Source organism: Chitinophaga solisilvae, from assembly GCF_009928525.1.
Taxonomy (GTDB): domain Bacteria; phylum Bacteroidota; class Bacteroidia; order Chitinophagales; family Chitinophagaceae; genus Chitinophaga; species Chitinophaga solisilvae.
The window spans coordinates 384,227-410,673 of the sequence record NZ_JAABOK010000002.1 but is presented as its reverse complement, the minus strand read 5'-3'; the positions used below and the strand labels follow the sequence as shown (position 1 = coordinate 410,673).

At 48.9% G+C, this 26,447-nt stretch carries 23 protein-coding genes; 15 read left to right on the top strand and 8 right to left on the bottom strand.

The window, feature by feature from the left end; all coding sequences use genetic code 11:
* The first annotated feature begins 56 nt into the window (after positions 1-56).
* The 4 genes from guaA to GWG06_RS04440 all read left to right on the top strand — a co-directional run bounded on the left by guaA (position 57) and on the right by GWG06_RS04440 (position 5,891).
* Positions 57-1,625 carry a glutamine-hydrolyzing GMP synthase gene (guaA, locus tag GWG06_RS04455; protein ID WP_262888670.1) on the top strand — a complete coding sequence of 523 codons (1,569 nt, stop codon included), beginning with the start codon at positions 57-59 and terminating at the stop codon, positions 1,623-1,625.
* A gap of 167 nt (positions 1,626-1,792) precedes the next feature.
* Positions 1,793-3,088: an ABC transporter substrate-binding protein gene (locus GWG06_RS04450; protein WP_160711586.1), complete on the top strand. Its 1,296-nt coding sequence runs from the start codon at positions 1,793-1,795 to the stop codon at positions 3,086-3,088.
* 180 nt (positions 3,089-3,268) lie between these two features.
* Positions 3,269-4,276 carry a ligase-associated DNA damage response exonuclease gene (locus tag GWG06_RS04445; protein ID WP_160711585.1) on the top strand — a complete coding sequence of 336 codons (1,008 nt, stop codon included), beginning with the start codon at positions 3,269-3,271 and terminating at the stop codon, positions 4,274-4,276.
* Between the two features lie 4 nt (positions 4,277-4,280).
* Positions 4,281-5,891: an ATP-dependent DNA ligase gene (locus GWG06_RS04440; protein WP_160711584.1), complete on the top strand. Its 1,611-nt coding sequence runs from the start codon at positions 4,281-4,283 to the stop codon at positions 5,889-5,891.
* On the opposite strand, the gene GWG06_RS04435 is transcribed toward GWG06_RS04440, so the two are convergent.
* Positions 5,870-7,261: an MFS transporter gene (locus GWG06_RS04435; RefSeq protein WP_160711583.1), complete on the bottom strand. Its 1,392-nt coding sequence runs from the start codon at positions 7,259-7,261 to the stop codon at positions 5,870-5,872. The genes GWG06_RS04440 and GWG06_RS04435 overlap by 22 nt on opposite strands.
* Before the next feature lie 124 nt (positions 7,262-7,385).
* On the opposite strand from GWG06_RS04435, the gene GWG06_RS04430 reads away from it, so the two are divergent.
* The 6 genes from GWG06_RS04430 (at position 7,386) to GWG06_RS04405 (ending at position 11,768) form a co-directional block, all read left to right on the top strand.
* Complete coding sequence (locus GWG06_RS04430) at positions 7,386-7,880, top strand: Lrp/AsnC family transcriptional regulator (RefSeq protein ID WP_160711581.1); 495 nt, start codon at positions 7,386-7,388, stop codon at positions 7,878-7,880.
* A 35-nt stretch (positions 7,881-7,915) separates the two neighbouring features.
* Positions 7,916-8,506, top strand: coding sequence for a hypothetical protein (locus GWG06_RS04425; RefSeq protein WP_160711579.1), 591 nt, complete (start codon positions 7,916-7,918; stop codon positions 8,504-8,506).
* A gap of 184 nt (positions 8,507-8,690) precedes the next feature.
* The gene (locus GWG06_RS04420) at positions 8,691-9,275 is read left to right on the top strand and encodes a porin family protein (RefSeq protein ID WP_160711577.1); all 585 of its coding nucleotides are present in this window, start codon (positions 8,691-8,693) and stop codon (positions 9,273-9,275) included.
* A 94-nt stretch (positions 9,276-9,369) separates the two neighbouring features.
* Positions 9,370-10,227 carry a helix-turn-helix domain-containing protein gene (locus GWG06_RS04415; protein ID WP_160711575.1) on the top strand — a complete coding sequence of 286 codons (858 nt, stop codon included), beginning with the start codon at positions 9,370-9,372 and terminating at the stop codon, positions 10,225-10,227.
* Positions 10,228-10,290: 63 nt separating this feature from the next.
* Positions 10,291-10,692: an ester cyclase gene (locus GWG06_RS04410; protein ID WP_160711573.1), complete on the top strand. Its 402-nt coding sequence runs from the start codon at positions 10,291-10,293 to the stop codon at positions 10,690-10,692.
* 38 nt (positions 10,693-10,730) lie between these two features.
* A complete protein-coding gene (locus GWG06_RS04405; protein ID WP_127035131.1) occupies positions 10,731-11,768 on the top strand; it encodes a S66 peptidase family protein in 1,038 nt (345 codons plus the stop codon).
* Here GWG06_RS04405 and GWG06_RS04400 read toward each other — a convergent pair whose 3' ends face one another.
* Positions 11,769-13,091 carry an NCS2 family permease gene (locus GWG06_RS04400; RefSeq protein WP_160711571.1) on the bottom strand — a complete coding sequence of 441 codons (1,323 nt, stop codon included), beginning with the start codon at positions 13,089-13,091 and terminating at the stop codon, positions 11,769-11,771. It lies immediately after the preceding gene.
* Positions 13,092-13,142: 51 nt separating this feature from the next.
* Between GWG06_RS04400 and GWG06_RS04395 the strand changes: the two genes are divergently transcribed.
* The 3 genes from GWG06_RS04395 to GWG06_RS04385 all read left to right on the top strand — a co-directional run bounded on the left by GWG06_RS04395 (position 13,143) and on the right by GWG06_RS04385 (position 17,317).
* Positions 13,143-15,608: a ligase-associated DNA damage response DEXH box helicase gene (locus tag GWG06_RS04395; protein ID WP_160711569.1), complete on the top strand. Its 2,466-nt coding sequence runs from the start codon at positions 13,143-13,145 to the stop codon at positions 15,606-15,608.
* A gap of 155 nt (positions 15,609-15,763) precedes the next feature.
* Positions 15,764-16,408: a ligase-associated DNA damage response endonuclease PdeM gene (gene pdeM / locus GWG06_RS04390; protein ID WP_158631331.1), complete on the top strand. Its 645-nt coding sequence runs from the start codon at positions 15,764-15,766 to the stop codon at positions 16,406-16,408.
* A gap of 3 nt (positions 16,409-16,411) precedes the next feature.
* Complete coding sequence (locus GWG06_RS04385) at positions 16,412-17,317, top strand: histone deacetylase family protein (protein WP_160711567.1); 906 nt, start codon at positions 16,412-16,414, stop codon at positions 17,315-17,317.
* Positions 17,318-17,453: 136 nt separating this feature from the next.
* Here GWG06_RS04385 and GWG06_RS04380 read toward each other — a convergent pair whose 3' ends face one another.
* Positions 17,454-18,056: an ABC transporter ATP-binding protein gene (locus GWG06_RS04380; RefSeq protein WP_235938139.1), complete on the bottom strand. Its 603-nt coding sequence runs from the start codon at positions 18,054-18,056 to the stop codon at positions 17,454-17,456.
* A 149-nt stretch (positions 18,057-18,205) separates the two neighbouring features.
* On the opposite strand from GWG06_RS04380, the gene GWG06_RS04375 reads away from it, so the two are divergent.
* Positions 18,206-18,427: a DUF2795 domain-containing protein gene (locus GWG06_RS04375; RefSeq protein WP_012794455.1), complete on the top strand. Its 222-nt coding sequence runs from the start codon at positions 18,206-18,208 to the stop codon at positions 18,425-18,427.
* A gap of 200 nt (positions 18,428-18,627) precedes the next feature.
* Here GWG06_RS04375 and GWG06_RS04370 read toward each other — a convergent pair whose 3' ends face one another.
* The 5 genes from GWG06_RS04370 to GWG06_RS04350 all read right to left on the bottom strand — a co-directional run bounded on the left by GWG06_RS04370 (position 18,628) and on the right by GWG06_RS04350 (position 24,795).
* The gene (locus tag GWG06_RS04370) at positions 18,628-19,440 is read right to left on the bottom strand and encodes an enoyl-ACP reductase FabI (protein ID WP_160711565.1); all 813 of its coding nucleotides are present in this window, start codon (positions 19,438-19,440) and stop codon (positions 18,628-18,630) included.
* Between the two features lie 54 nt (positions 19,441-19,494).
* Complete coding sequence (gene recN, locus GWG06_RS04365) at positions 19,495-21,144, bottom strand: DNA repair protein RecN (RefSeq protein WP_160711563.1); 1,650 nt, start codon at positions 21,142-21,144, stop codon at positions 19,495-19,497.
* A gap of 30 nt (positions 21,145-21,174) precedes the next feature.
* Positions 21,175-22,662, bottom strand: coding sequence for a tetratricopeptide repeat protein (locus GWG06_RS04360; protein ID WP_160711561.1), 1,488 nt, complete (start codon positions 22,660-22,662; stop codon positions 21,175-21,177).
* A gap of 282 nt (positions 22,663-22,944) precedes the next feature.
* Positions 22,945-23,697 (bottom strand): zinc ribbon domain-containing protein, encoded by a 753-nt coding sequence (locus tag GWG06_RS04355; protein ID WP_127035113.1) that lies wholly within the window; start codon positions 23,695-23,697, stop codon positions 22,945-22,947.
* Positions 23,698-23,700: 3 nt separating this feature from the next.
* Entirely contained in the window at positions 23,701-24,795 is a 1,095-nt protein-coding gene (locus GWG06_RS04350) for a Nif3-like dinuclear metal center hexameric protein (RefSeq protein ID WP_160711559.1), read from the bottom strand.
* Positions 24,796-24,852: 57 nt separating this feature from the next.
* Here GWG06_RS04350 and GWG06_RS04345 point away from each other — a divergent pair, with 57 nt between their 5' ends.
* Positions 24,853-26,355: a carboxypeptidase M32 gene (locus tag GWG06_RS04345; RefSeq protein WP_160711557.1), complete on the top strand. Its 1,503-nt coding sequence runs from the start codon at positions 24,853-24,855 to the stop codon at positions 26,353-26,355.
* The last annotated feature ends 92 nt before the right edge of the window (positions 26,356-26,447 follow it).

The window sequence follows — 26,447 nt, the reverse complement described above, 5'->3', positions numbered from 1 at the left end:
GATTATGGCAGAAAGATACGACGAGATTTCTGATTTTATATTTTCAAAACCGAATTTTGACGGCAAGCCTTTATCTTTGCACCACCATGACAGAAAAGATACTTATCCTCGATTTCGGTTCCCAATACACACAGCTGATTGCACGCAGCATCCGTGAACTGAATGTTTATTGCGAAATTAAACCTTGTCTTCAGCCCATTCAGTGGGACGATACCATCAAGGGTGTTATTTTATCGGGCAGCCCGTTCTCTGTAAACGAAGAGAATGCGCCTTCCATCGACATCGCAGCCATTGCCGCAAAAGTGCCTGTACTGGGCATCTGCTACGGCGCACAGCTGATGGCCAAAAACTTTGGCGGCGAAGTTGCCAAGAGCAATATCCGCGAATACGGCCGCGCCTTTATGGAACACAATGACAGAGAGGAAAAATTATTATACGACATCTCCGCGAAAAGCCAGGTATGGATGAGCCACTCCGATACCATCAAACGCATTCCGGAAAGCTTTAATATTATTGCTACCACGGAAAATATCCCGGTAGCCGCTTTCAAAAGCACCACCATCGCTGCTAATCCTATCTTCGGTTTACAGTTCCACCCGGAAGTGACACACTCCCTGGAAGGTAAACAGATCATCCGCAACTTCCTGGTACACATCTGTAACTGCCAGCAGGACTGGACACCGGCTGCATTTGTACAGGAAACAGTAGAAAAAATCAAGGCACAGGTAGGCGACAAACGCGTGGTAATGGCCCTCAGCGGCGGCGTGGACTCCACCGTTGCAGCAGAGCTGATCCACAAAGCCATCGGCAAAAACCTCTTCTGCATCTTCGTAGATAACGGCCTGTTACGTAAAGACGAGTTCACAACCGTTCTCGAATCCTACAAACACATGGGCCTCAATGTGAAAGGTGTAAACGCCAAAGACATGTTCTACGGCCAGCTGGAAGGCGTTTCTGACCCTGAACAAAAACGTAAGATCATCGGCCGCCTGTTTATAGAAGTATTCCAGCAGGAAGCTACCCAGTTAACAGATATATCTTTCCTCGGACAAGGCACCATTTATCCGGATGTGATTGAATCCGTTTCTGTAAACGGCCCTTCTGTTACCATCAAATCGCATCACAATGTGGGCGGTCTGCCGGAAAAAATGAATATGCAGCTCGTTGAACCGCTGCGCTTCCTCTTTAAAGATGAAGTACGCCGCGTAGGCCGTGAAATAGGCATCAGCGAGATTTTCCTCGGACGTCATCCTTTCCCCGGACCAGGACTGGCTATCCGTATCCTCGGCGCCATCACCCCGGAAAAAGTAGCCATGCTCCAGGATGCAGACGCTATCTATACCGAAGGATTACGCGAATCAGGACTCTACGATAAAGTATGGCAGGCCGGTACCATCCTCCTGCCCGTACAGAGCGTAGGCGTAATGGGCGATGAACGTACCTACGAGTTTACCGTGGCACTCCGCGCCGTAACCTCCACCGATGGTATGACCGCCGACTGGGCCCATCTGCCTTACGAATTCCTCGCTAAAATGTCTAATGACATCATTAACAGGGTAAAAGGCATTAACCGCGTGGTATATGATATCAGTTCCAAGCCACCGGCAACGATAGAATGGGAATAAAGTAATTACGAATTACGAATTGCGAATTACGAATGTAAAAGCGAAGAGCTAAACGAAGATTATCAGGGATATTTATTAAACATCACCTTTAATCTACGTTTAGCTCTTCGCTTTTACATTCGTAATTCGCAATTCGTAATTCGTAATTACTTAGTAAATTAGCATCCATGAATCACGTAAAACTAGTACTAGCCGGATTAACTTTATCTGTATTGATGACTGCCTGTTCTTCCTCCCGGAAGTCTGCTGGGCGTGTTGACGGACCACCGCCCAAACTAACGCCGGCGCCGGAAAAGAAAACAGAAACAAAGAAGGAAGCAGCCAAAAATGCACCTTTCAATGTACCGGCTTTCGCCAAAGAAGTAAAAAAATCCAACTACAATGTGGCCATCTTCGCACCATTGTACCTCGATTCAGTATTTGCCAACTCCAACGATATTCCCGGCCGCACCATGCCCCGCTATGTGTTACCCGGACTTGAATTTTATGAAGGCGCACAACTGGCGCTCGACAGCCTGCAGCAACTGGGCTATAACCTGAAGGTGACCGTATATGACAGCAAAGGAAAACAAAGCGTTCAAACGCTCATCAACAACCGGTCCCTGGATGCCACCGACCTCATCATCGGCGCTGTCAGCAACCCGGAACTGAAAGAGCTGAGCGATTTTGCCAAAAATAAACAGATCAACCTGGTATCCGCTACATTCCCCAATGACGCAGGTATCACCGACAATCCTTTCCTGTTCATCTCCAACAGTACCCTCAAAACACACTGCGAAGCCCTGCACCAATATGTTCAGGATGCCTTCGCCAGCAAAAACATTGTGCTCTTCCGCAGGAATACTACCTTCGAAAGCCGCATGGCTGCTGACTTTAAAGCCTCCTACGATAAAATGGAGAGCAGCAAAAAATCAAGGATAAGGGAAGTCATCTGGAATGACGCCACCACACCGGAAGAGATTTCTAAATATCTCCTCGCCGACCGCCCCAACGTTATCATCGTGACGGCACTCGACGAAACCGGCGCCAAAAGCCTGTTACGTAAACTCAGCGTTTCTTCCGCCACCTATCCGCTGCAGATTTTCGGTATGCCTACCTGGGATGTATTTAAGCTGAAAGACCCTGAATTCAAGGGTTTACAGGTATACTACTCCTCTCCTTACTATAATGATAAAACAGATGTCTACAGCAGATATGTAAACGATTACTTCCGCAGAACCTACAGGGCCCGCCCGTCAGACATGGCCTACAAAGGCTTTGAACTGACCTGGTACTTCACGCGCCTGCTGCAGGCCAACGGTGTTTACTTCAACAGCAATGTAGCCAATGCACCTAAAGTAATGACACACTTTAACTTTCAGCCGGTATACATAAAAGATAATGAAGTCCCCGCCTATTTTGAAAACAAAAACATTTTCATCATACAAAAAGGAGATAGCGCGGATGTGAAGATGAACCAGTGAGTTTTTCAAATTACGAATTGCGAATTACGAATTACGAATGAGGAGCGAAGATATAAGCGGATAAGAATTTATTTCCGCTTAAATCTTCGCTCCTCATTCGTAATTCGTAATTCGCAATTCGTAATTATATACGAAAAAGGCCGTAGCAAACAGCTACGGCCTTTTTCGTATATTCATAACATGAACGTGCTTCAGTTTACTGATAAAGGCATCTGGTGCCCTGCCGGAGATTTTTACATAGATCCGTGGAAACCCGTACAGCGTGCAGTTATCACCCATGCGCATTCAGATCATGCCCGATGGGGAAGTGCGCATTATCTCTGTCAAAAGGAGACGGTACCATTGTTGCAATTGCGGCTGGGAGCGGACATAAGCGTACAGGGGATGGATTACGGGGAAATGCTCAGCATCAACGGCGTCAGGGTTTCCTTGCATCCTGCAGGACATATCATCGGTTCCGCACAGGTACGTGTAGAACAAAACGGCGAGGTGTGGGTCGCCAGTGGTGATTACAAGCTGGAGCAGGATGGCATATCCGCTCCTTTTGAACCGGTACGATGTCACACCTTCATTACTGAGTCTACCTTCGGACTGCCTGTTTACCGATGGCAGCCACAGCAGCAGATTATCACAGACATCAACCGATGGATATACGAAAATCAGCAGGCCGGCAAAGCCAGCGTGCTGCTGGCTTACAGCCTGGGAAAGGCGCAACGCCTGCTTCACTCGCTGCAGGATACCGTTCCGCATTTTCTGGCGCATGGCGCCATCGCCAATGTAAACGAGCTGCTGCGTAACAACGGTTATCCGTTACCGTTAGTAGAGAGAATTACGCCGGAAACACCTAAATCAGCCTTTAAAAATGCAGTTGTCATGGCCCCTCCTTCCGCCGATGATACGGTATGGATGCGCAGGTTCCAGCCTTACTCGCTGGGCGTCTGCAGCGGCTGGATGCAGGTGCGCGGCAACATGCGCCGCCGCAATGCAGACGCAGGCTTCGCACTGTCGGACCATGCCGACTGGAAAGGGCTGCTCTCCGCCGTTGATGCCACCGGAGCAGAACAGGTATACGCCACACATGGCTTCAGCAGCGTATTTGCGCGCTATCTCCAGGAAAAAGGAATCGCGGCAAAAGAAGTCACCACCGCCTACGGAGAAGAAGAAATAATTACTAACACTGAATCGTGAAGCCGTGCAACAATTTTCACAACTGGTAAAATTGCTGGGCAACAGCACTAAAACCAACGAAAAGCTGGAGGCTTTGAGTCAATACTTTGCCACCGCGCCGGCAAAGGATAAAACCTGGGTGCTGGCGCTGTTCTCCGGCCGCAGGCCTAAACGCACCGTTAACAGCACGCAGCTGAAAACATGGTGCCTGCAAGCCACCGGCCTGCAGGAATGGCTGTTTGATGAATGCTATCATACCGTTGGCGACCTTGCAGAAACCATTTCCCTGCTGCTGCCACCCCTTACCCAACCGATGGCAGCTCCGCTGCATTACTGGCTGGAACAGCTGCAGCAGCTGGAACAGGCTACAGAAGCCATCAAACAGCAGTTCATCCTCAACGCCTGGGATCAGCTGGACGACGGAGAACGGTTTGTTTTCAACAAACTGATTACCGGTGGATTTCGTATAGGCGTGTCTCAGAAAATGATGGTGAACGCACTCTCCAGAACTTACCAGATTCCACCAGCTACCCTGTCGCACATGATCAGCGGTAACTGGAACCCCGGCGCCGTCACCATTGAAGAGCTGCTGCACCAGAGCACTACCGGCGCCGACGCTTCCCGCCCCTACCCCTTCTTCCTCGCCTATGCCCTGGAAGACACACCCGCCGCACTGGGAGACATTGCCGGCTGGCAGGCAGAATGGAAATGGGATGGGATACGTGGACAGATCATCAAACGGGAAGACCAGCTGTTTGTATGGTCGCGCGGGGAAGAACTGATTACCGACAAGTTTCCGGAGTTCGCACCACTGCTCACTTCCCTGCCCAATGGCACTGTGATTGACGGAGAGATACTCACTTTCGCTAACGGTGCACCTCTTCCCTTTCAGACACTGCAGACCCGCATAGGCCGTAAAAATATTACCCGCAAGCAGCTGCAGGAAGCGCCGGTAGCCTTTCTCAGCTATGATCTCCTGGAATGGGAAGGAACAGATATACGCGAGCAACCGCTGGCAGAACGCCGGCAGCTGCTGGAAACCCTCGTCGCTGCGCAACAGCAGCCAGCATTGCTGCTATCTCCCGTTATTACCTGTCACACCTGGGAAGAGCTGACAGCCCTGCGTTTGCAGGCGCGCGAAAAAATGAGTGAAGGCATTATGCTGAAGAAACGCAGCGCAGTCTACCAGGTAGGCCGTAAGCGCGGCGACTGGTGGAAGTGGAAAATTGATCCCTATACTATTGATGCGGTCATGATCTATGCACAAAAGGGACACGGCCGGCGCTCCAACCTGTACACTGATTATACCTTTGCGGTGAAAGACGGAGATGCGCTGGTGCCCTTTACCAAAGCCTATTCCGGCCTGACCGACAAAGAAATTGCTGAACTGGATAACTGGATCAAACGTCATTCCCTGGAGAAATTCGGCCCCGTGCGCACCGTACAGGCATCACAGGTTTTTGAGATCGCCTTTGAAGGCATTGCCGCTTCCAACCGGCATAAGTCAGGCGTGGCACTGCGGTTCCCCCGTATCAGCCGCTGGCGGAAAGATAAGCCGGTAGCTGAAATCAATACCATCGAAGACCTGAAGGCATTACTACAGTTAAGTCAGCATCAGGATGGCAGCTCTGCATAAGCCGGCATAGCGGCCCGATGAGGACGGCGCAAAAAACGGTATAGCTGAAAAACAGCAGCCATAGCCACAATAGCCAGCACCGTCAGCCCTGCGCCATAACTGTTCCAATGATAGGTAGCTGCCAGCTGCATCATCAGCCCTGTCAGTGAAAGCCCCAGTCCTCCTCCCAGCGCATTGGCAGTGCCATTCACCCCTGAAGCAAGACCATGCTGTGTTTCCGGCACATGCTGAATAGCCAGGATTGTTACACAGGGGAAGGTGACAGCCATACCCAGCGCATTAATACTTAACACCGCGCAGAAAATAAAAATCAGCGGCCACGGCGTAAAATAACTCAGTACAAAAAACAAAATACCCGCCAGCATACAGCTGTTTCCGATAATACCAGTACGGGTTACCCCCCAGCGATGAAATAATTTAGGTAACACAAATTTGGATACTATGCCCGAAAGAATACTAAACGGAAATAATGCCAGCCCGGCCTGCCAGGAGCTGAAATGCAGCTCCTGCTGCAGATACAGCGTAAGCAGGAAAATATAGGGAAGAAAAACGCTGCCCAGTAACAAAGCGCCCACATTCCCGGTAATTACGCCCTGTACCCGGAAAAGGCGGAAGTCTACTAACGGTGACGCATGTACGCGTTCCCTTCTCACAAAATAAATCCCTGTTACGCTGAATATAAAAAGTAATCCTGTAAACAATGCAGGATGTTTCCCCACGTTCCCCAGGTCATGAATCAGCCATGCTGCCAGCAGCATCAGCGTAGTGATCAGTATGCCGCTCAGCAGGTTGTTACGTTGCGGATGCACTGCTTTTATATCTGCCGGAATATAGTACCATGCCAGCAGCAACACCATACCTATGACCGGCACGTTGATGAAGAATACCCACTGCCAGCCCCAGAGCGCGCTGATAAGTCCGCCGATAGCCAGTCCCGTGGCAAAGCCGATACCCGCCATCGCACCGAAAATGCCAAATGCCCGGTTCTTCTCAGCAGGGTCTGTAAAAGTATGACTGATAATAGCCATGGCTGCAGGAATAGCCAGTGCCACCCCTGCTCCCTGCAAGGCCCTGCAGGTTAGCAGCCAGCCGAAGGAAAGGGAAAATCCCGCACAAAGGGAAGACAATAAAAAGAGTGCAGCTCCCGTCATAAATATTTTCTTCCTGCCGGCAGTGTCGGACAAACGGCCGCCCAGCAGCACAAATCCCGCATACATCAGTACATACACCGTCTGCACCCATTGAATAGCGTCAGGCCCGAAATGAAAGTATTGCTCCATGGCCGGTAATGCCATGTTCAGCACGGATACATCCAATGCCTCAAAAAAAATGGCCAGACAAGCCACCGTCAGTATAATTCTATGCCGCATCAGTTGATATTTCTACGCCACAAACCTATAAATTTAGTACGTTTGCTATACAGTTCTGATAATTTTGGAACAAATGATAATTATATTTCTACAAATCAGAACAAAATTCTAAAATCATATTCAAATGAACAGCAAAAAAGAAAATACGCCGGAACTGCAAATATCCCTGGACGAAAAAGATATGGGCATTTTAAAGCTGTTGCAGAAAGATGCCAAGATGACTATCCGGGATATGGCCCGGCAGCTGAACCTCAGCACCACTCCCGTTTATGAACGCATCCGGAAAATGGAACAGGCAGGCGTCATCAAACAATATGCTGCCATCGTTGACCCGAAAAAAATTGACAAGGGACTCACCGTACTGTGCTATATCACCCTCAAGGAACACAACAAAAAATACGGACGGAAATTTATACAGGAAATCATTTCCTTCACGGAAGTAACTGAATGCCTGAACATCTCAGGTGAATTTGATTTCATGATTAAGGTACAGGTAAAAGATATGGATGAATACCGCGAATTTTATGTGAATAAACTCGGTGAACTGGATAATTTAAGTCATACACAGAGTATTTTTGTTATCTCTGTTATTAAAGCAACACATCAGGTTGTATATTAGTGCCGTATACTTATCTCTAAACCTATTAAATATCTATGTTCCGACTTTACCTGTGGTGTCTGGTATGTTCTGTATCAGTGGCTTTGTCAGCTGTAGCACAACCTAAAAGGTTTTCGCATGCGATAGGTGTTGGATTGTATAATTCACCTGCACATTTTGCCGGCGGCCTGGTATATGCTCCCCGTTTCCATGCCATCCGGTTTTCAGCGCGCGCTGCATTATCGCTGGGCACACAACTCGGACTGGGAGCGAGTTTTCACAACAACTACAACAGCGGCGGTGGCACACCCACCAGCATTTTCATGATGGACATGCCTTTACTGGTAACTTATAACTATGGCCATGCCGCTATGATGAACTCTTCTGCAGGCTGGGGCTTTTTTACAGGAGCCGGCTATGCTTTCCATCATGCCAACCGGAATACTAATGCAGAAGAGGAAGAAGAAACCGACACCAGGATACTGATATCAGGAGCGGTACTGACAGCCGGGTGCAGGTTTGCCATCGCCGGCGCATCGCTGGGGCTGCATATCTCCTGGCTTTTCAATAACAATCATTACAATACGGACATCCCCGGAATAGCCAGTGCCGGACTCTCCTGCAACATCATTCCACGCAGAAAGTAATTATAACGTTATCGCATACACGAATACCCTTCATTCATATCAACTTATCAATGACGTTAAAGAAAATTAAAAACAAGAATGTAAAGATTTCTTTAACACTTAGGCGGTTACTTTTACAACCGTAATGCATTACCATAATTATCTGTAGAAACATCATCTTTCAACTCTAATACACTGCACAATAATGAAGAAAATTCTATTGGCACTGCTGCTGGCTATCGCAGCGGTAACGGGAACTTTTGCTCAGAAAAGCGTACAATTCGGTGTAAAAGCCGGTGCTAACGTTTCCACCTTTAAGGAATATGGCGCTAAAATGAGACCGGGCTTCTATGCCGGCGGATACGCTGATTTCCGCATCAATAAAAGCCTGCACCTGCAACCGGAATTGTTGTATTCCACCTATGGTCAGACCAGATCTATTCCCTACGCTTTCTACAACAACACGAAGGTGCAATCACATTTTGTACACCTGCCTGTAATGATAAAATACTATCCGGTTGCCAGGTTATACCTGGAAGCTGGTCCCCAGTTCGGTTATAACTTCACCACTACCGTAAAGGATGAACCAACAGGTAAACGTAACCTCACACCTGCGGATAAATTCCATCTTGGCGTAAACGTTGGCGTAGGTTACTATCTCGGCAATGGCTTTAGCGCCACGCTGCGGCATACCTGGGGCATTGTTCCTTCCCGCGGATTTTATACCGGTGGCAGTATGAACAATGTGGTGCAGGCTGGTATCAGCTATTCCTTTTCCTCTCCTAAATAAGCACCGGCTTACATCCATTGCCATTCTATCAGCCAGCCACCGTGGAATAGTTCTATGGTGGCTGCGTTGTTAAATAATATATTAATTTTGGCTCATGCTACTGAAATTCCCAAAAGACCAGGACGATCAGCAAATCCTTAAAGCAGGCGCCACTCACTTTGCCATGCTGAAACAACGCAACCGGGTCAGCAATCGTACCGTATTTCTGAAAGAAAATACCCTCATCTTCGTTATTCACGGATATAAGCTGCTGCACTTTGATGACACTACCGTAAAAGTAGAAGCCGGCTCCCTGCTGATGCTGAAACGCGGATTTTATGTAATGTCAGATAATGTGCCCGATGGCCTGCAATTCAGAAGCCTGCTGTTGTATTTTTCAGATGAACAACTGCGCCGATTTCTGCATAAATCCGGCTATACCGAACCCGCGCAGGCGGCAGCCGGCCATCACCTGACAGTACCGCTTACGCCGCTGCTCGAAAGTTTCCGTAATCAATACACGGATTACTTTGCGCATATGCAGCAGCTGCCACCTGAAGTGCTGGCACTGAAATTATACGAACTGTTTCTGCTGCTCACAGCCACTCCGCAAAAGCAACAGGTACTGGCCTTTCTGCAGAGTATTGTACGGGCGCAGCCGGCAGATATCGCCTATATAGTCAGGGCCCATTTATTCCAACCGCTCTCTCTCGCTGAACTGGCCAAACTTTCCGGCCGCAGCCTCGCCTCTTTTAAACGTGATTTCCAGCAGTTGTTTCAGACATCTCCCAAAAAATGGATCAACGAACAACGGCTCGCCCACGCACATACCTTACTCCGCACCACTCCTGCACAGGTGGCTGAAATAGCAATGGAATGCGGCTTTGAGAACGTACCACATTTCATACACATCTTCAGACAACGTTACGGCATAACCCCCAACTCGATCCGGACCAAAAACGCAATTATCTGAGCCAATTCCGTTACCACCTCCCCTGCTGCCGGATGTACCTTTGCTGTTATAAAACATTTTATTATGCAGACAGTAGAGGAATTAAACAAATCAGTGGTACGCAGATTCAATGAAGCATTTATCATTAACGGCGATCTGCAGGCCTTTGAAGAAATAGTAGCACCGGATTTCATCAATGCCACCGCTCCTCCGGGATGGCCGGCTGACAAGGAAAGCACCAGAGATTTTATTCTCCTGGGCCTTCGCAAAGCCTTTGCGGATCTTACCCTGGAGATATTTGACATGGTGGCGGAAGACGATAAGGTATTCACACATAAGGCATTTACCGGCATACATGTAGAAGAGCTGCTGGGCGTTGCTCCCACCGGTAAAAAAACAACGCTGCGCATTATGGATCTCATCCAGCTGAAAGACGGGCAATACGTAAAACACTGGTCTGTCCGTGAGCTGAAAACTACCGTATAACCTCCCGATGTTTGCTGAATTATGCTTACTTTACGTATATGAACCGCAAACATTTTTTATCATCCCTCGTTACCGCCGGTGTAGGTATGCACTCCCTGAAAACGCTTGCCGCTATTGGCACTCCGGCTGACGTTACTCCCAGGAAGCCTGCAGTTCCTCCCTATCTGAAACCGGGCGATATTATCGGCATAACCTGCCCAGCAGGATATATCAGGAGAGAAGAGATCCAGGCGGCGGTGCGTATTATGGAAAGCTGGGGATTTAATATTCGTATAGGCAAGACCGTTGGCGCGCGTGACTATTCTTTCGGCGGTACCGATGCGGAGCGGCTGCAGGACCTGCAGGCGATGATGAATGATAAAAGTATCAAAGCGGTTATGTGCGGGCGGGGTGGTTATGGCACCGCGCGTATCATTGACCAGCTGGACTTTTCCAGGTTCCGGGAAAACCCGAAATGGATTATTGGCTTCAGTGATATTACAGCTTTACATTGTCATATCTCCCGTCATCTGGGAATAGCATCCCTGCATTCCAAAATGTGCAACAGCTTCCCGGATGATTTCAGCAAATCAGATCCGGTAGTACAGGATACGATTATGTCTATCTACCAGGCGCTGACCGGCAAAAGAATGCACTACAGCGCCTCACCTGACAGCAGTAACCGTAAAGGCGCCGCCAGAGGTATACTCACCGGGGGGAACCTCTCTGTTATACAAAGCCTTTCCGGTACGGATTCTGAAATCGATACCAACGGTAAAATCCTGTTTCTGGAAGAAGTAGGGGAATACCTGTATAGCCTTGACCGTATGCTGGGAACACTGCAGCGTTCCCACAAGCTGGATAACCTCGCCGGGCTTATCATCGGCGGGTTTAACAGAATCAAACCGGATGATCCCGGAGAAGAATTCGGAAGAACGGTATATGATATGGTCCGTGAAAGAGTAAAGGACTTTAGCTACCCGGTATGCTTTAATTTCCCGGTAGGGCACCAGCGGAATAACTATGCCCTCAAATGCGGCGTGATGCATTCCTTCAGCGTAACAGAGGAAGGCGTTACGCTGAAGGAAGAACAGTAATTATTTTACCAGGAAGGTAACGATAAACAATCCTGCCAGCAGATACATCACCGGGCTGATCTGTTTATATTGCCCGGTCAGTACTTTCAGTAATACATAGGATAACATGCCGAATACAATACCCTCAGCAATGCTGTATGTATAAGGCATCATAACAATTGCCAGAAACGCCGGGATGGCTTCTGTCACATCATTGAAATCTATCTTTGTTACCGCGCCCATCATCAGCATGCCTACTATTATCAACGCCGGTGCGGTAGCAGCCTGCGGGATCATGGCGAATATCGGTGCAAAGAAGAGTGACAGTAAAAACATGATGGCTACCGTGAAGGCTGTCAGTCCTGTTTTACCCCCCGCTGCAATACCGCTGGCACTTTCCACGTATGCCGTCACTACGCTGGTACCTAACAGGCCGGCGGCGGTAGTGCCTACTGCATCCGCCATCAGCGCCTGTTTGGCACGGGGCAGCTTACCGCTTTCGTCCATCAGTCCGGCTTTGTTTATCAGTCCTATCAGCGTACCTACGGTATCAAACAGGTTTACCATCAGCAGGGTGAATAATATCACCACCATGTCCAGTGTGAATATTTTGTCGAATTCCAGCTTGAAGGCAATGGGTGCGAGCGAAGGCGGCAGACTTATTAAATGTCCTTCCGGCAGATGTGTGATACCCAGCGGGATACCCACTACGGTAGCTGCCAGGATGCCTATCAGCAGGGCTGCGTTCACTTTACGGTACATCAGTACGGCGCTGACAATCAGTCCTATCAAAGCAATGAGCGGTCCTATGCTGGTGACGTTCCCCATTTTGAGAATAACGCCGTCCAGCTTACCTTCTCCCACATGCCGCATCCCTGTTTCGATAATACCGGCGTTAGCCATACCTATGAGCGCTATCAGCAGGCCGATACCCACGGAGATAGCATGTTTCAGGTTCTCCGGGATGCTGTCAATAATTGCTTCCCGTATCCGGAACAGGGATAGAAAAATAAAGATAATCCCTTCCAGGAAAACGGCCGTCAGCGCAAACTGCCAGCTATAGCCCATCGCAGACACGATCGTATACGCGAAGAATGCGTTCAGGCCCATACCTGGTGCAACTCCGATGGGCAGCCTGGCATATAAGGCCATCACCAGCGTGCCGATGGCGGCAGCCAGCGCAGTAGCGGTAATCAGTGCATGAAAGTCCATACCGGTTTTGGACAGGATACTGGGATTTACCGCCAGGATATATGCCATCGTTGAAAACGTTGTCAGTCCTGCCAGTACCTCCTTTTTTACAGTAGTGTTGTGTTCGGGAAGCCGGAAAAATTTTGCGAGCATGCTGCAAAAATAAGCGTTTCAGGATTTATCATTTTGTTCTAATTTCATTGCATGCAACAACAATCGCGTGGATGGGAAGTGATTACCGGGTGGCTGGCCGATAAGGAGCTGAAGCCTTTCAGATTCCAGGAAGATGCCTGGAAAGCCTATCAGCAGGGACATTCAGGGATCGTGAATGCACCTACCGGCTTTGGTAAAACTTTCTCCTTATTTCTGGGCGCGCTCATTGCCTGGATAGATGCACATCCTAAAGATTATCAGCGAAAACAAAAAAACGGACTACAGCTGCTGTGGGTAACGCCTTTGCGCGCCCTTGCCAAAGACCTGGGGCGCGCCATGGAAGAGGTGATCCTGGAGCTGGGTATCTCCTGGCAGGTAGGCATCCGCAGCGGAGATACGCCGCTGGCCGCCCGTGCAGCGCAAAAGAAACAGATGCCTGAAGTACTCATCATCACCCCGGAAAGCCTGCACCTGCTGCTCGCACAAAAGGAATATCCACAGGTTTTCAAGCACCTGCAGGCGGTGGTAGTTGATGAATGGCATGAGCTGATAGGCAGCAAACGCGGCGTCATGGTGGAACTGGCGCTGAGCCGCCTGCGTGGGTTGCTGACACAGGAAGGCCGCCCTCCGTTAAAGACATGGGGTATATCGGCTACTATCGGCAATCTCGACGAAGCCCTGGAAGTCTTGCTGGGACCATATCACAGCAATGGCATCATCATCCGTACCAACCTGAAAAAAAATATCCAGCTGCAAAGCGTGATCCCGCACGAAATGGAAAACTATCCGTGGGCGGGCCATCTGGGCACCAAAATGCTGCCGCAGGCATTACCGATTATAGAAGACAGCCAGACAACGCTCATCTTCACCAATACCCGCTCACAATCTGAAATATGGTACCAGTCGTTGCTCAGGGAAGAGCCCATGCTGGCAGGGGCGCTGGCGCTGCACCATGGTTCTATAGACATGGAGCTGAGGATCTGGGTGGAAGAAGCCTTGCACAACGGGATCCTGAAAGCGGTAGTATGTACGGCCAGCCTGGATCTGGGGGTAGACTTCAGACCGGTGAACAGCGTTATCCAGGTAGGGAGTCCCAAAGGCGTGGCCAGGCTTCTGCAGCGGGCCGGCCGTAGCGGCCATCAGCCGGGTGCTGTCAGCAAAATATTTTTTCTGCCTACCCACGCGCTCGAACTCGTGGAGGCCGCCGCCCTGAAAACCGCTATGGAAGAGGAAGTCATCGAAAGCCGGATGCCCGTACTCCTCGCCTACGATGTGTTGCTGCAATACCTGATGACACTGGCCGTATCAGACGGATTCCATGCGCCGCAGATATTTGAAGAAGTACGCCAGACTTACTGCTATCAGCATCTTACAGAAGAGGAATGGAAATGGATACTCTCCTTCCTGACTACCGGCGGCGATGCGCTGGCGGTATACGATGAATTTAAAAAACTGGAACGGCAGGGCGATTATTACTACTGCAAAAGCCGGATGCTGGCCATGCGCCACCGCCTGCACATAGGCACCATCGTGAGCGACGCCATGCTGAAAGTGAAATTTATGAGCGGCGGATACATCGGCGTAATTGAAGAAGGATTTATCTCCCGGCTGCAACCCGGCGACAGCTTTACACTTGCCGGCCGTAACCTGGAATTTGTACTGATAAAAGATATGACGGTACTGGTCCGGAAATCCAACGCCAAACGTACCATCGTACCCAGTTACCAGGGAGGCCGCATCCCGCTGTCTGCCAACCTGGGCCGCATGTTACGCCGCAAATTCAATGAAGCGCTTTCCCGTAAAACCAAAGATCCGGAACTGCTCGCATTACAGCCGCTGTTCCGCCTGCAGGAAGAATTATCGCACATACCGAAAGATGATGAACTGCTGATAGAAAAAATTGACACTAAAGATGGCTATCATCTTTTCGTATATCCGTTCGAAGGCCGGTTGGTACACCAGGTCATGGCCGCGCTGCTGGCCTACCGCCTCAGCCGGATACAGCCCATCACCTTCTCCATCGCTATGAATGACTATGGCTTTGAGCTGTTGTCAGATCAGCCGGTTCCGCTCACCACGGAAAATGCCAAAACACTTTTCTCTGCCGATAACCTGCTGACAGAGCTGCAAACCAGCGTGAATGCGACGGAGACTGCCCGCCGCAAATTCCGCGACATTGCCGTCATCGCAGGGCTCATCTTCCAGGGTTATCCCGGCAAACACAAGGCCAACCGGCACCTCCAGTCATCGTCTTCCCTGCTCTTCAATGTCTTCAGTGACTATGATCCGCAAAACCTGCTGCTGAAACAAGCCTTCAACGAAGCCTTCTTTTATGAGATGGAAGAAGTACGCCTGCGGGAAACCCTGGAACGTATTGCCCGTAGCAGCATCGTCATCACCCACCCGCAAAAGCTCACCCCCTTCTGCTTCCCGATAAAGGTAGACAGCCTGCGCGACACCATGACCAGCGAAAAACTCGAAGACAGGATAAGGAAACTGATCGCTGTCAATAGTTAGTTATTTTGTTATTTGATTATTTGAGATTTGGTATCCGATCATGGTACTCTCCTGAACCTGGCAGTGCAAAAGAATACCATGATCGGATACAAAATCTCAAATAACCAAATAACAAAATGTCACGTACTTTGCACATTATTTAAAAATGGATTACTGTGTCTGAGGTTTTTTATTTCCAGGAACAGCACTGGCATCTGTTGCCTGACCGGGCAATATTTTGGGAAGAGGAGCGGGCGCTGATCCTTTCTGATCTTCATCTGGGTAAGGCTACGCACTTCCGTAAGGCGGGTATTGCCGTGCCGGCGGGTATTACATCGGAAGATCTTTTCAGGCTGCAGCAGCTGATAACGCGTTATATGCCGGTGCGTATCATTATTGTGGGCGATATGTTTCATAGCCGCGAAAACAATGAAGTACAATATTTCAGGATCTGGCGCAACCAGTTCAGTCATATCAGCTTTGACCTGGTTAAGGGTAATCACGATATTATGCCGGAAGAGGTGTACGGGCAGCTGCAGATCAGCACGTGGCCATCGCTGACCATCAGGGGAATTCATTTTATCCATGAGCCCTGTGAAGAACACAACGGCTATCAGTATACGTTTTCTGGTCATCTGCACCCGGCTGTCATCATGGCGGGGCCTGCCAGACAACGGCTGCGTCTACCCTGTTTTTATTTTGGCCTGCATTGCGGCATTTTACCCGCTTTCGGGCACTTTACCGGTTCAGCCACCCTGGACCCCTCTCCGGACGAACCAGTGTTTGTAATCGCCGGAAAATCGATTATCCGAACCCAGTAACTTATGAAGATTGCCTACCACGACATATACACCCATCCCTTGCCGGCGGATCACCGTTTCCCGATGGTGAAATATGAGTTGATCCCTGCGCAGCTGCTGCGGGAAGGTGTTGTTACACCGCAGCACCTGTTTGAACCGGAGCCGGCAGCGGAAAAGGTCATCCTGCTCACGCATGAACAGGCATACTGGGAGCGGCTGCGCGATCAGCAGTTATCTCCGCGGGAACAGCGGCAGATCGGATTTCCGCAATCGCCGGCCCTCACCATGCGGGAAATCGTCATAGCACAGGGCACCATCGATATAGCGCTGCATGCGCTGGATCATGGCCTGGGGTTCAATGTTGCCGGAGGTACTCACCACGCCTTTGCCGCGCGGGGCGAAGGCTTCTGCTTGCTCAACGACTTCGGCATCGCCGCCGGCTATCTGCTGCAACAGAAAAAGGTTAAACAGATACTCATTATAGACCTCGATGTACATCAGGGCAACGGTACCGCCGCCCTGTTTGAAAATAAGCCGCAGGTCTTTACTTTCAGTATGCACGGCGCGCATAACTATCCCTTTCATAAGGAGTCCTCAGATGTAGACATTCCCCTGCCGGACGGCATGACTACCGGGCCCTACCTGCAGTTGCTGGAAGATACCCTGCCACGGCTGATTAACACGGTCAAACCTGATATCGCCTTCTATCTCTCCGGTGTAGATATTCTCGAAACGGATAAATTCGGTAAGCTGAAAGTCACTGCTGCAGGCTGCCGACAGCGGGATGAGATGGTTTTCCACGAATTATACAAACACAACATCCCCTGCGCCGTCGCCATGGGCGGCGGATATTCCCCCCACATCCGCGACATCGTCAACGCCCATTGCGAAACCTTTAAAGCGGGCCTCCAGATTTACGGCGACAACTAATAGATGTGATTATTTGATTATTTGAGATTTGGTTATTTAAAATGCAGCGGAGATGTGCGCGAATATTTTTGCAACGATCTCCGCTGCACTTTAAATAACCAAATCTCAAATAACCAAATAACCAAATAGCCACATCTCAAATAATTTTCCCGTCTTTCATGACGAGCTGACGGTTGCTGAGGGGGGCCAGTTCTTCGTTGTGGGTGACGATGATGAAGGTTTGCTGAAATTTATCGCGGAGTTCCAGGAAGAGGTTGTGGAGTTCTCTGGCGTTGCGGGAGTCCAGGTTACCGGTGGGCTCGTCTGCCATAACCACGTCAGGATTATTGATGAGGGCGCGGGCAACGGCCACCCGCTGCTGTTCGCCACCGGAGAGGGCGTTGGGCTTATGCTCGAGGCGGTCTTTCAGGCCAAGTGTTTCCAGGAGGAAAATGGCTTTTTCTTTCACCTGGCTCTTTTTTGTGCCGGCTATATAACCAGGAATGCATACATTTTCCAGGGCGCTGAACTCTGGCAGCAGGTGATGGAACTGGAAGATAAAGCCAATATGACGGTTCCTGAAATCAGCGAGGGCGTTGCCGCTCAAACCGGTCAGATTGACATTATTGAGCCAGACTTCCCCTGTGGTAGGCACATCCAGCGTTCCGAGTATATGCAGCAAAGTACTTTTACCGGCTCCTGAGGAACCGACAATGGTTACAATTTCACCTTTACTGACAGTAATGTCAACCCCCTTCAAGATGGGTAAGTTGGAATAATTTTTGGTAACATTGCGAGCGGTTAGCATAACTCAAAGAAAAGTAATTAACCAATAAAATAGTAAAAGTTGTTTATTTCAAATTAAATAATACTTTTGCGGAAAATTAAAAAAGTAAAAATTTTAATAAGATGTACTGGACATTAGAATTAGCTTCATACCTGGAGGACGCTCCATGGCCAGCTACTAAAGACGAACTTATTGATTACGCCATTCGTTCCGGTGCACCGATCGAAGTAATCGAGAACTTACAGGAGCTGGAAGATGAGGGAGAAATTTATGAAGGGATTGAGGACATCTGGTCTGATTACCCGTCACAAGACGACTTCTTCTTCAACGAAGACGAATATTAGACCGATCCTGTTATGATCGTACTGCCAGGCATCCTATGCCTGATAAAAAATTTAAGCCGTTACCTGCAAAGGCAACGGCTTTTCTATTTCTTTATTTGGTTATTTGAGATTTGACTATTTAAAATACAGCGAATGTATACGGGTATATCTCTGCTGTATTTTAAATAATCAAATCTCAAATAACCAAATCTCAAATAAACCTATTTCTCCATCTGGTCGATTACGCCCTGGGATACGCCCATGGAAGAGAAGCCGCCATCGTGGTAGAGGTTCTGCATGGTAACCATTTTGGTCAGGTCGGAGAACAGTGCAACTGCGTAGTTCGCACATTCGTCTGCAGTAGCATTACCCAGAGGGCTCATGCTTTCAGCGTATCCGATGAAGCCATCGAAGCCTTTCACACCGGCGCCGGCAGTAGTTCTTACAGGAGACTGAGAGATAGTGTTCACGCGGATTTTCTTGTGGATACCGTAGTGGTAACCAAAGCTGCGTGCAATAGACTCCAGCAGGGCTTTTGCGTCAGCCATTTCGCCGTAGTCAGGGAATACCCGCTGTGCTGCAATGTAAGACAGTGCAATCACTGATGCCCACTCGTTCAGTGCATCCAGCTTGTAGGCTGTCTGCAGCACACGGTGCAGGGACATAGCGGAGATATCAAAGGTTTTGTGATTGAAGTCGTAATCCAGGTCGGTGTACTTTCTGCCTTTACGGATGTTCATACCCATTGCCACAGAGTGCAGCACGAAGTCGATTTTACCGCCAAAATGCTCCATGGATTTGTTAAACAGGTTAGCCAGATCATCCATGTTGGTTACATCAGCTGGGATCACCGGCGCATTGCAGGTTTCCGCCAGTTTGTTGATTTCACCCATACGTAAGGCGATTGGTGCGTTGGTCAGCACAATCTCTGCGCCTTCCTCCACACAACGCAGTGCAGTTCTCCATGCAATAGACTTTTCATCCAGTGCGCCAAAGATGATACCTTTCTTCCCTTTTAATAAGTTATGAGCCATGTGGTCAAAATTAATTTCGGCAAAAATAGTCGTTATAGTTGAAAAAAAAAGCTATTATCTTACCATTTCTCGTGCATTCTCTAATGCGGCAGCAGTAGGCTTTTCACCGCTCAGCATCTGTGCTATTTTGTTAATCCGCTCTTCTTCAGACAGCAAACGTACACTGGTGGTAACTTTATCTGCCTTGGCATCTTTATATACAAAATAGTGGGCATCTGCCTTCCCGGCTATCTGCGGCTGGTGCGTGATACAGATAATCTGATGCGCCATAGCCAGGTTCTTCAGTATAACGCCGACCTGACGGGCCGCTTCCCCGGAGATACCGGTGTCGATCTCATCAAATATCAGGGTCGGCAGCGCCACCGACTGTGCCACCAGCGATTTGATACACAACATCAGGCGGCTTAGCTCACCACCGGAAGCCACTTTGCCCACCGGTGCAAACTGGTTGCTCTTGTTCGCATCAAACAGGAACTCGATATTATCCTGTCCGTACGGATTCAGTTCGCCGGGCACGATCTCTACCTTCAGGCGGGCATTGGGCATACCCACCTGTGCCAGCAGGGTATTCACTTTTTTCTCAAAGGGAGATGCCTGTTCCTGGCGGGCAGCTGTAATAACAGTGGCGGCCTTCAGCAGCTTATCATGCAGCTGCTGTTGTTCCTGTTCCAGTGCTGCCAGCTCTTCATCCAGATTCAGCACACTTTCCACTTTCACTGTCAGCGCATTTTTTATAGTCAGCAGTTCATCCGTGGTTTGCACCGCATGCTTTTTAAACAGGCGGTAACCCAGCGCGATGCGGTCATTCACCGTTTCTATCCGCTGTGCATCGTACTGTACCTGGTCATTGATGCTCTCCACTTCTGAGGCAATATCCTGCAGTTCCACGTAGGCAGACAACAGGCGTTCGGAGAGCGCAGGCACATCTTTATGGAAAGAAGATAAAGACTGCAGGGAAGATTGTAGCTGCTTCAGCTGTTGCAGGATGGGCTGTTCATCTTCCTTCAGCTGAAAGAAAATGCGGTTCAGCGTATTCTTGATTTCTTCCGCGTGTGTGAGCAACTGTAGTTCATTATCCAGCTCTTCTATTTCGTTCGGGCTGAAATCCGCTTCCAGCAATTCATCCAGCAGGAACTTGTTATAGTCGAGTTCCTTGTTGGCATGATCGCGGTTGTCCTGCAGCTGTTTATATTTTCGTTGTACCTGCTGGTATTGCAGGAACATGGTATGATATTGCTGTAAGGTGGCGGGGTAGTTTACCAGTGCGTCAATCACCTGCCGCTGAAAGTCGGAGTTGCCGAGTTCCAGTGTATCGAACTGCTGGTGCAGATCTACGAGGTAGCTGCTGAGTTCTGACAGCTGGGAGATATTCACAGGGGTATCGTTGACAAAAGCGCGGGACTTGCCGGCAGCGCTGATTTCACGACGGATGATGAGCAGGTCTTCGAGATCCAGTTCATGTTGCTGGAAGAAGACCGCCACCTGCGACTTCTTTACTTTGAAGACGCCTTCTATCACGCACTTTCCTGTTTTATCGAAAAGTACGCCGGGATCAGCCCTTTCGCCCAGTATCAGCGAGAGCGCGCCCAGGAGGATAGATTTACCGGCACCTGTTTCACCGGTAATAACATTGAGATTACCTGAGAAATCCACTTCCAGGTGATCAATGATAGCGTAATTCTTAATGATTAGTCGCTGTAACATAAGTCAGGAAATAACTTTTGAACACTCCTCTCAGCTGCCGTTCACACGTTGAATACCGGCTTTAGCCCGCTGGTCGAGGGAATTTTTATAATCGTGGCCTTTCATATCCAGGCATTGCTGGTAACATTGAATGGCTTTGTTTTTATCTTTTCTTTTCTCATAAATATAGCCCATTTGCAGGGAAGACCTGGCCGCATAATATTCCGGCCGGTTAGCGCCTACCTTAATGGTTACCTCATACATGGCGATGGCTTTATCATCCTGGCCGGTTTCATCATAGATACGACCGAGGCGGTAAGCGTATTCCAGTTTATCACTCATATCCGGAAAATCGGCGGCCTTTTTGGTGAGCAGCAGTTTCAACGCTTCGCTGAAGTAGCCGCCATCGCTCTGCAACCGTGCTTTCAGCAGGAAAGGATTGGGCCATTTGCCGCCTTCTGCTTCTTTCAGCGCCTGTTTATCCGCATCTGTTTCCACACCTCCCCTGGTCAGGATCATGTTGCGGTATTTATTGGCCGCCGCCTGATTACCTTCCAGGTAATAGAACCAGCTTAATCTTTGCAGGCATTCCTTTACATAAAACTTGCCTTTGAAGTTATTCACAAACCTTTCCAGGTACACATGCGCGTCGCTGTCCAGGCGGGTCAGTTTGAGCAATCCGAGTACATAATTATAATACTGAATATCGGCATACACGGAACTGTCGTGTTTTTCTTCCAGCACTCTCAGGCCCGTAGCAGCTTTCTGGTTGTTCAGGGACAGATTAGCCACCATCAGGGCAAAGAGATAATTATTCTTTGTGTCCAACTGTTTACGCTGCAGGAATTCCCAGGTATCTTCCGGTTTATTCACAATAAACAGCATCAGATAGCAATAGTAGTAATAGGACTCCTCCCTGAACAATTTCGCTTCGGGCGAATTACTTTCAATGAACGCATTTACATTCTCCATGCCTTGTCTGATACTTCCTTTCAGGCCCAGGATATTGGTAATCCATTTGTAGCCTTCCGGAATAGTGCCGAATACTGTTTGCATGGCGCCCAGCAATAGTCTGTTAGGCACAAAATCCGGAAACCGGCGCTGGTTTTCCTTCAGCAGCATGTAAGCTTTCCTGATCTCCCAGGTAGCATCCCACTTTTCATTGAACTTGATTTTAATCATAGCCCATTGAAATTTGATGGCCGCCTGTGTATAAAGATAAAAGGGAGAATCCGGAGAACCTTCAGCCATTTTATCCAATCTTACCGTACGCATGCTTCTTTTACGGGAGTATTCTGCCGGGTCTTCATTAAAGAAAAGCGGAAAGAAATCCACATAATTATCGAGGAAATACGGTACCAGGTTCTCGGGATTTTCTTTTTTTTCTGTTTCCAGTAATGCCTTACCGGTGTTTAGTTTCAGCTGCATGATGGCTTCATAGGCCTGTTCACACCGGCTGTTGAAGTCATACACTTTCTGTCTCGCATTCGTAGTCAATCCTATACCCAGCAGAAGGACCAGAGAAAAAATAATACGCATAAGGGCAAAGTTCCTGGAATAAAGCTCAAATCTCACATATCCGTTTCACAAATCCCAAATTAACAATTCACAATTTTTAAAGTTGCAAAGCTTCATCCAAATTCCTGCCACAAATTAAAAGAACTGCTGCGCAAACAACCTGCGTAAAGGCGTGCACAGCAAAGCTAATATATTTAGTAAAACAAAACTAAATATGTTAGTATATTTTTTCTCACGGACAGGCATAAACGAAAAAAGGACATCCGCAGATGTCCTTTTACGTAATTTTTATCTTGCTGTTACTTAGATTGTCACAGTAGCTTCGAGGTCGTTATCCACCAGGATACGGCCGCAATGTTCGCACACGATGATTTTCTTGTGCTGACGGATTTCCGCCTGACGCTGAGGAGGGATAGCATTGTAGCAACCGCCGCAGGAATCACGCTCTACAGTTACCACAGCCAGACCGTTACGGTAGTTCTTACGGATTTTTTCGTAAGCAGCCAGTAAACGTGGATCCACTTTAGCTTTGGCGTCTTCGCTTTCCTTGCGGAAGGCTTTTTCTTCCTTATCCGTTTCAGCAACGATTTTTTCCAGTTCGCCTTTTTTGTGCTTCAGGTTAGCTTCTTTATCAGAAACCGCCTTTTTAGCCACTTCCAGGGTACGGGTTTTGTCTTTTATTTCTTCGTTAGCATCCTTAATGTGCTTTTCAGCCAGCTTGATCTCCAGGGTCTGCATCTCCATCTCCTTGGTGATAGCTTCAAACTCACGGTTGTTTTTCACATTATCCTGCTGCTTCTCATACTTCTTGATCAGCGCTTCTGCATCCTTGATAGCAGTTTTCTTGCTGGCAACGAAGTCCTGGATACCTTTGATCTCATTCTCGATGTGAGACTGACGGGTGTTTAACCCTTCGATCTCATCTTCCAGGTCCTTTACTTCAATCGGCAACTCCCCTTTCAACACCTGGATTCCATCCAATTTGGAATCAATCTTCTGCAGCTTCAGTACAGACGCTAATTTTTCTTCAACGGAGTATTCTTTTACGGTAGCCATGTATTATAAATAATTTACCGGGTTTGTTTTAATCGTAGATTTAAGAGGCGCAAAATTACGGAATTTTTCAGTCAATATATGATAAAATAATTCCACTGTAAACTGCTCGCTCTCAAAATGTCCAATATCTGCTATAACTATTTGATTATCAGCATCAAAAAATTCATGGTATTTAAAATCAGCAGAAATGTAGGCATCCGCCCCGGCACTGATGGCCCGCTTTAGCAGGAAACTTCCCGAACCGCCGCATAAGGCCACTTTCTTCACCTGACGCCCCCGTAAAGGGGTATATCGCACGCATCCCGCCCGGAACTGCTCCTTCACAAACCGCAGAAAATCCATCTCGTCCATCATCTCCGGTAACAACCCTATCAGCCCTGAACCTACTTCCTGGTAAGCATTGTCCAGCGTTACCACATCAAAGGCGACTTCCTCATACGGATGGCTGTTACGCAAAGCCTGCAAAATACCGGATTCCAAATATACCGGAAAAATCACTTCCAACTTTATTTCTGCCTCAAAATGTCTTTCACCGGGTTTGCCCACATAGGGATGGGTATCTGCCCCTCCCCTGAAAGTGCCCTGTCCGGCGGCATTGAAGCTGCATTCGCTATACCGGCCGATATCCCCGGCTCCTGCTGCAAACAGGGCTGCCCTCACCTTTTCGGCATCTGCCTCCGGCACAAATGTGTATAACTTCTTCAGCAACCCGGTCTTGGGCTGCAATACCCTGCAGTCTGTCAATCCCAGCCTGGAAGCCATCTCAGCGCACACCCCGTTGCGTACATTATCCAGGTTGGTATGCGCGGCATACACAGCTATATCATGCCTGATAGCCTTGATAGCTACCCGCTCTACATATGTCTTCCCGGTAATTTTCTTCAGTCCGCCGAAAACAATAGGATGATGCGCTACCACCAGGTTACATCCCCTGGCTATTGCCTCATCGATCACTTCTTCTGTGGCGTCCAGCGTCAGCAGTACATTTGTCACCTCCCGGCCGGCATCGCCGAAGATAAGACCTGCATTGTCATAGCCTTCCTGGTACTGCAACGGCGCATATGCTTCGAGCGCCTGTATAATCTCTTTAATTTTCATATCGGAGAAGTTAATGGTTCAACCGGGTCTTACTTACATTTGCAAAAAAACAACCTTATGTCAGGAAGCAAATCTACAGCAGAACTATATACCGGTTACCAGTCAAAGATGCAAAAAATTGCGGATGTGAGAAACGCGATGGCTGTTTTAGGCTGGGATCAGGAAACCTACCTCCCCGCCAAAGGCGCCGCTTTCAGAGGACAGCAGCTGACGACCCTCAGCACCATTGCGCATGAACTGTTCACGGAAAAAGAACTGGGGGACCTGCTCGGCCAGCTGCGCCGGCACCCTGAACTGGATGCGGTACAGCAGAAAAACATCTCGCTGTCACTGGAAGATTACGAAAAGAATAAAAAATATCCGGCTGAATTTGTCGCGAAAATGTCGCAGACCACCAATGAGTGCTACCACGCCTGGATCAAAGCCCGCAAAGCCAACGACTTCCGCATCTTCGAACCGGTACTGGCCCGCATGGTTGACCTGAAAAAACAGGAAACCGACATCCTGGGATACGAAGGGCATCCCTATAACGCTCTCCTGAACGAATATGAGAAAGGCGCCACCACCACCATGCTTGATACCATCTTCCGGGATGTAAAACAGGCATTGTCCCCGCTGCTGGCACAAATTGAACAACAGCCGCCCGTAAACAAAGACTTCCTGCACCTCCACTATGACCGGAACAAGCAATGGGCACTGGGCATAGACCTCCTGAAACAAATGGGATACGACCTGGAAGCCGGCCGCCAGGATATTTCAGAGCACCCCTTCACCACCAGCTTCAACCCGCAGGACGTACGCGTAACCACCCGCATCGATGAAAATGATTTCGGCAACATGACCTGGAGCTGCATCCATGAAGGCGGCCATGCCCTCTACGAACAAGGTCTGCCTGCAGAACAATATGGGCTGCCCTGCGGCGAAGCCACCAGCCTGGGTATTCATGAATCGCAATCCCGGCTCTGGGAAAACAACGTCGGCCGCAGCCTGAACTTCTGGCAATATCATTACCCGCAGCTGCAGCAACGCTTCCCGGAAAACCTCGGTAACGTAAGTCTGCAGGACTTCTACCACGCCATCAACCTGGTAAAGCCCTCTCTCATCCGCACGGAAGCTGATGAGCTGACTTATCATTTCCACATCATGATCCGCTACGAAATTGAAAAAGGACTGATGGAAGGAACAATACAGACCAAAGACCTCCGCGAAGTATGGAATCACTACTATCAACAATACCTGCACGTTACGGTTCCTGACGATGTTCAGGGCGTATTGCAGGACATACACTGGTCGCACGGCAGCTTCGGCTACTTCCCCACCTATTCTCTGGGAAGCTTTTATGCCGCACAGTTCTTCACCGCCGCTCAGCAACAGGTTCCCGGCCTCGATGCCGCCATCATCGCCGGCAACTACCAGCCGCTCCTGGAATGGCTGCGCACCAGCATCCACCCATTCGGAAGATTCTACACTTCCAATGAACTCTGCAAAAAGGTAACCGGTAAGGAGCTTGAATTCAGCGCCTTCCTGCAGTATGCGAAGCAGAAATTCATGGTGGACTAAGATTAGTATGATAATTACGAATTACGAATTGCGAATTACGAATGAGGAGCGGAGACATCAGCGAAGAAGTAAATTCTTTATCCGCTGATGTC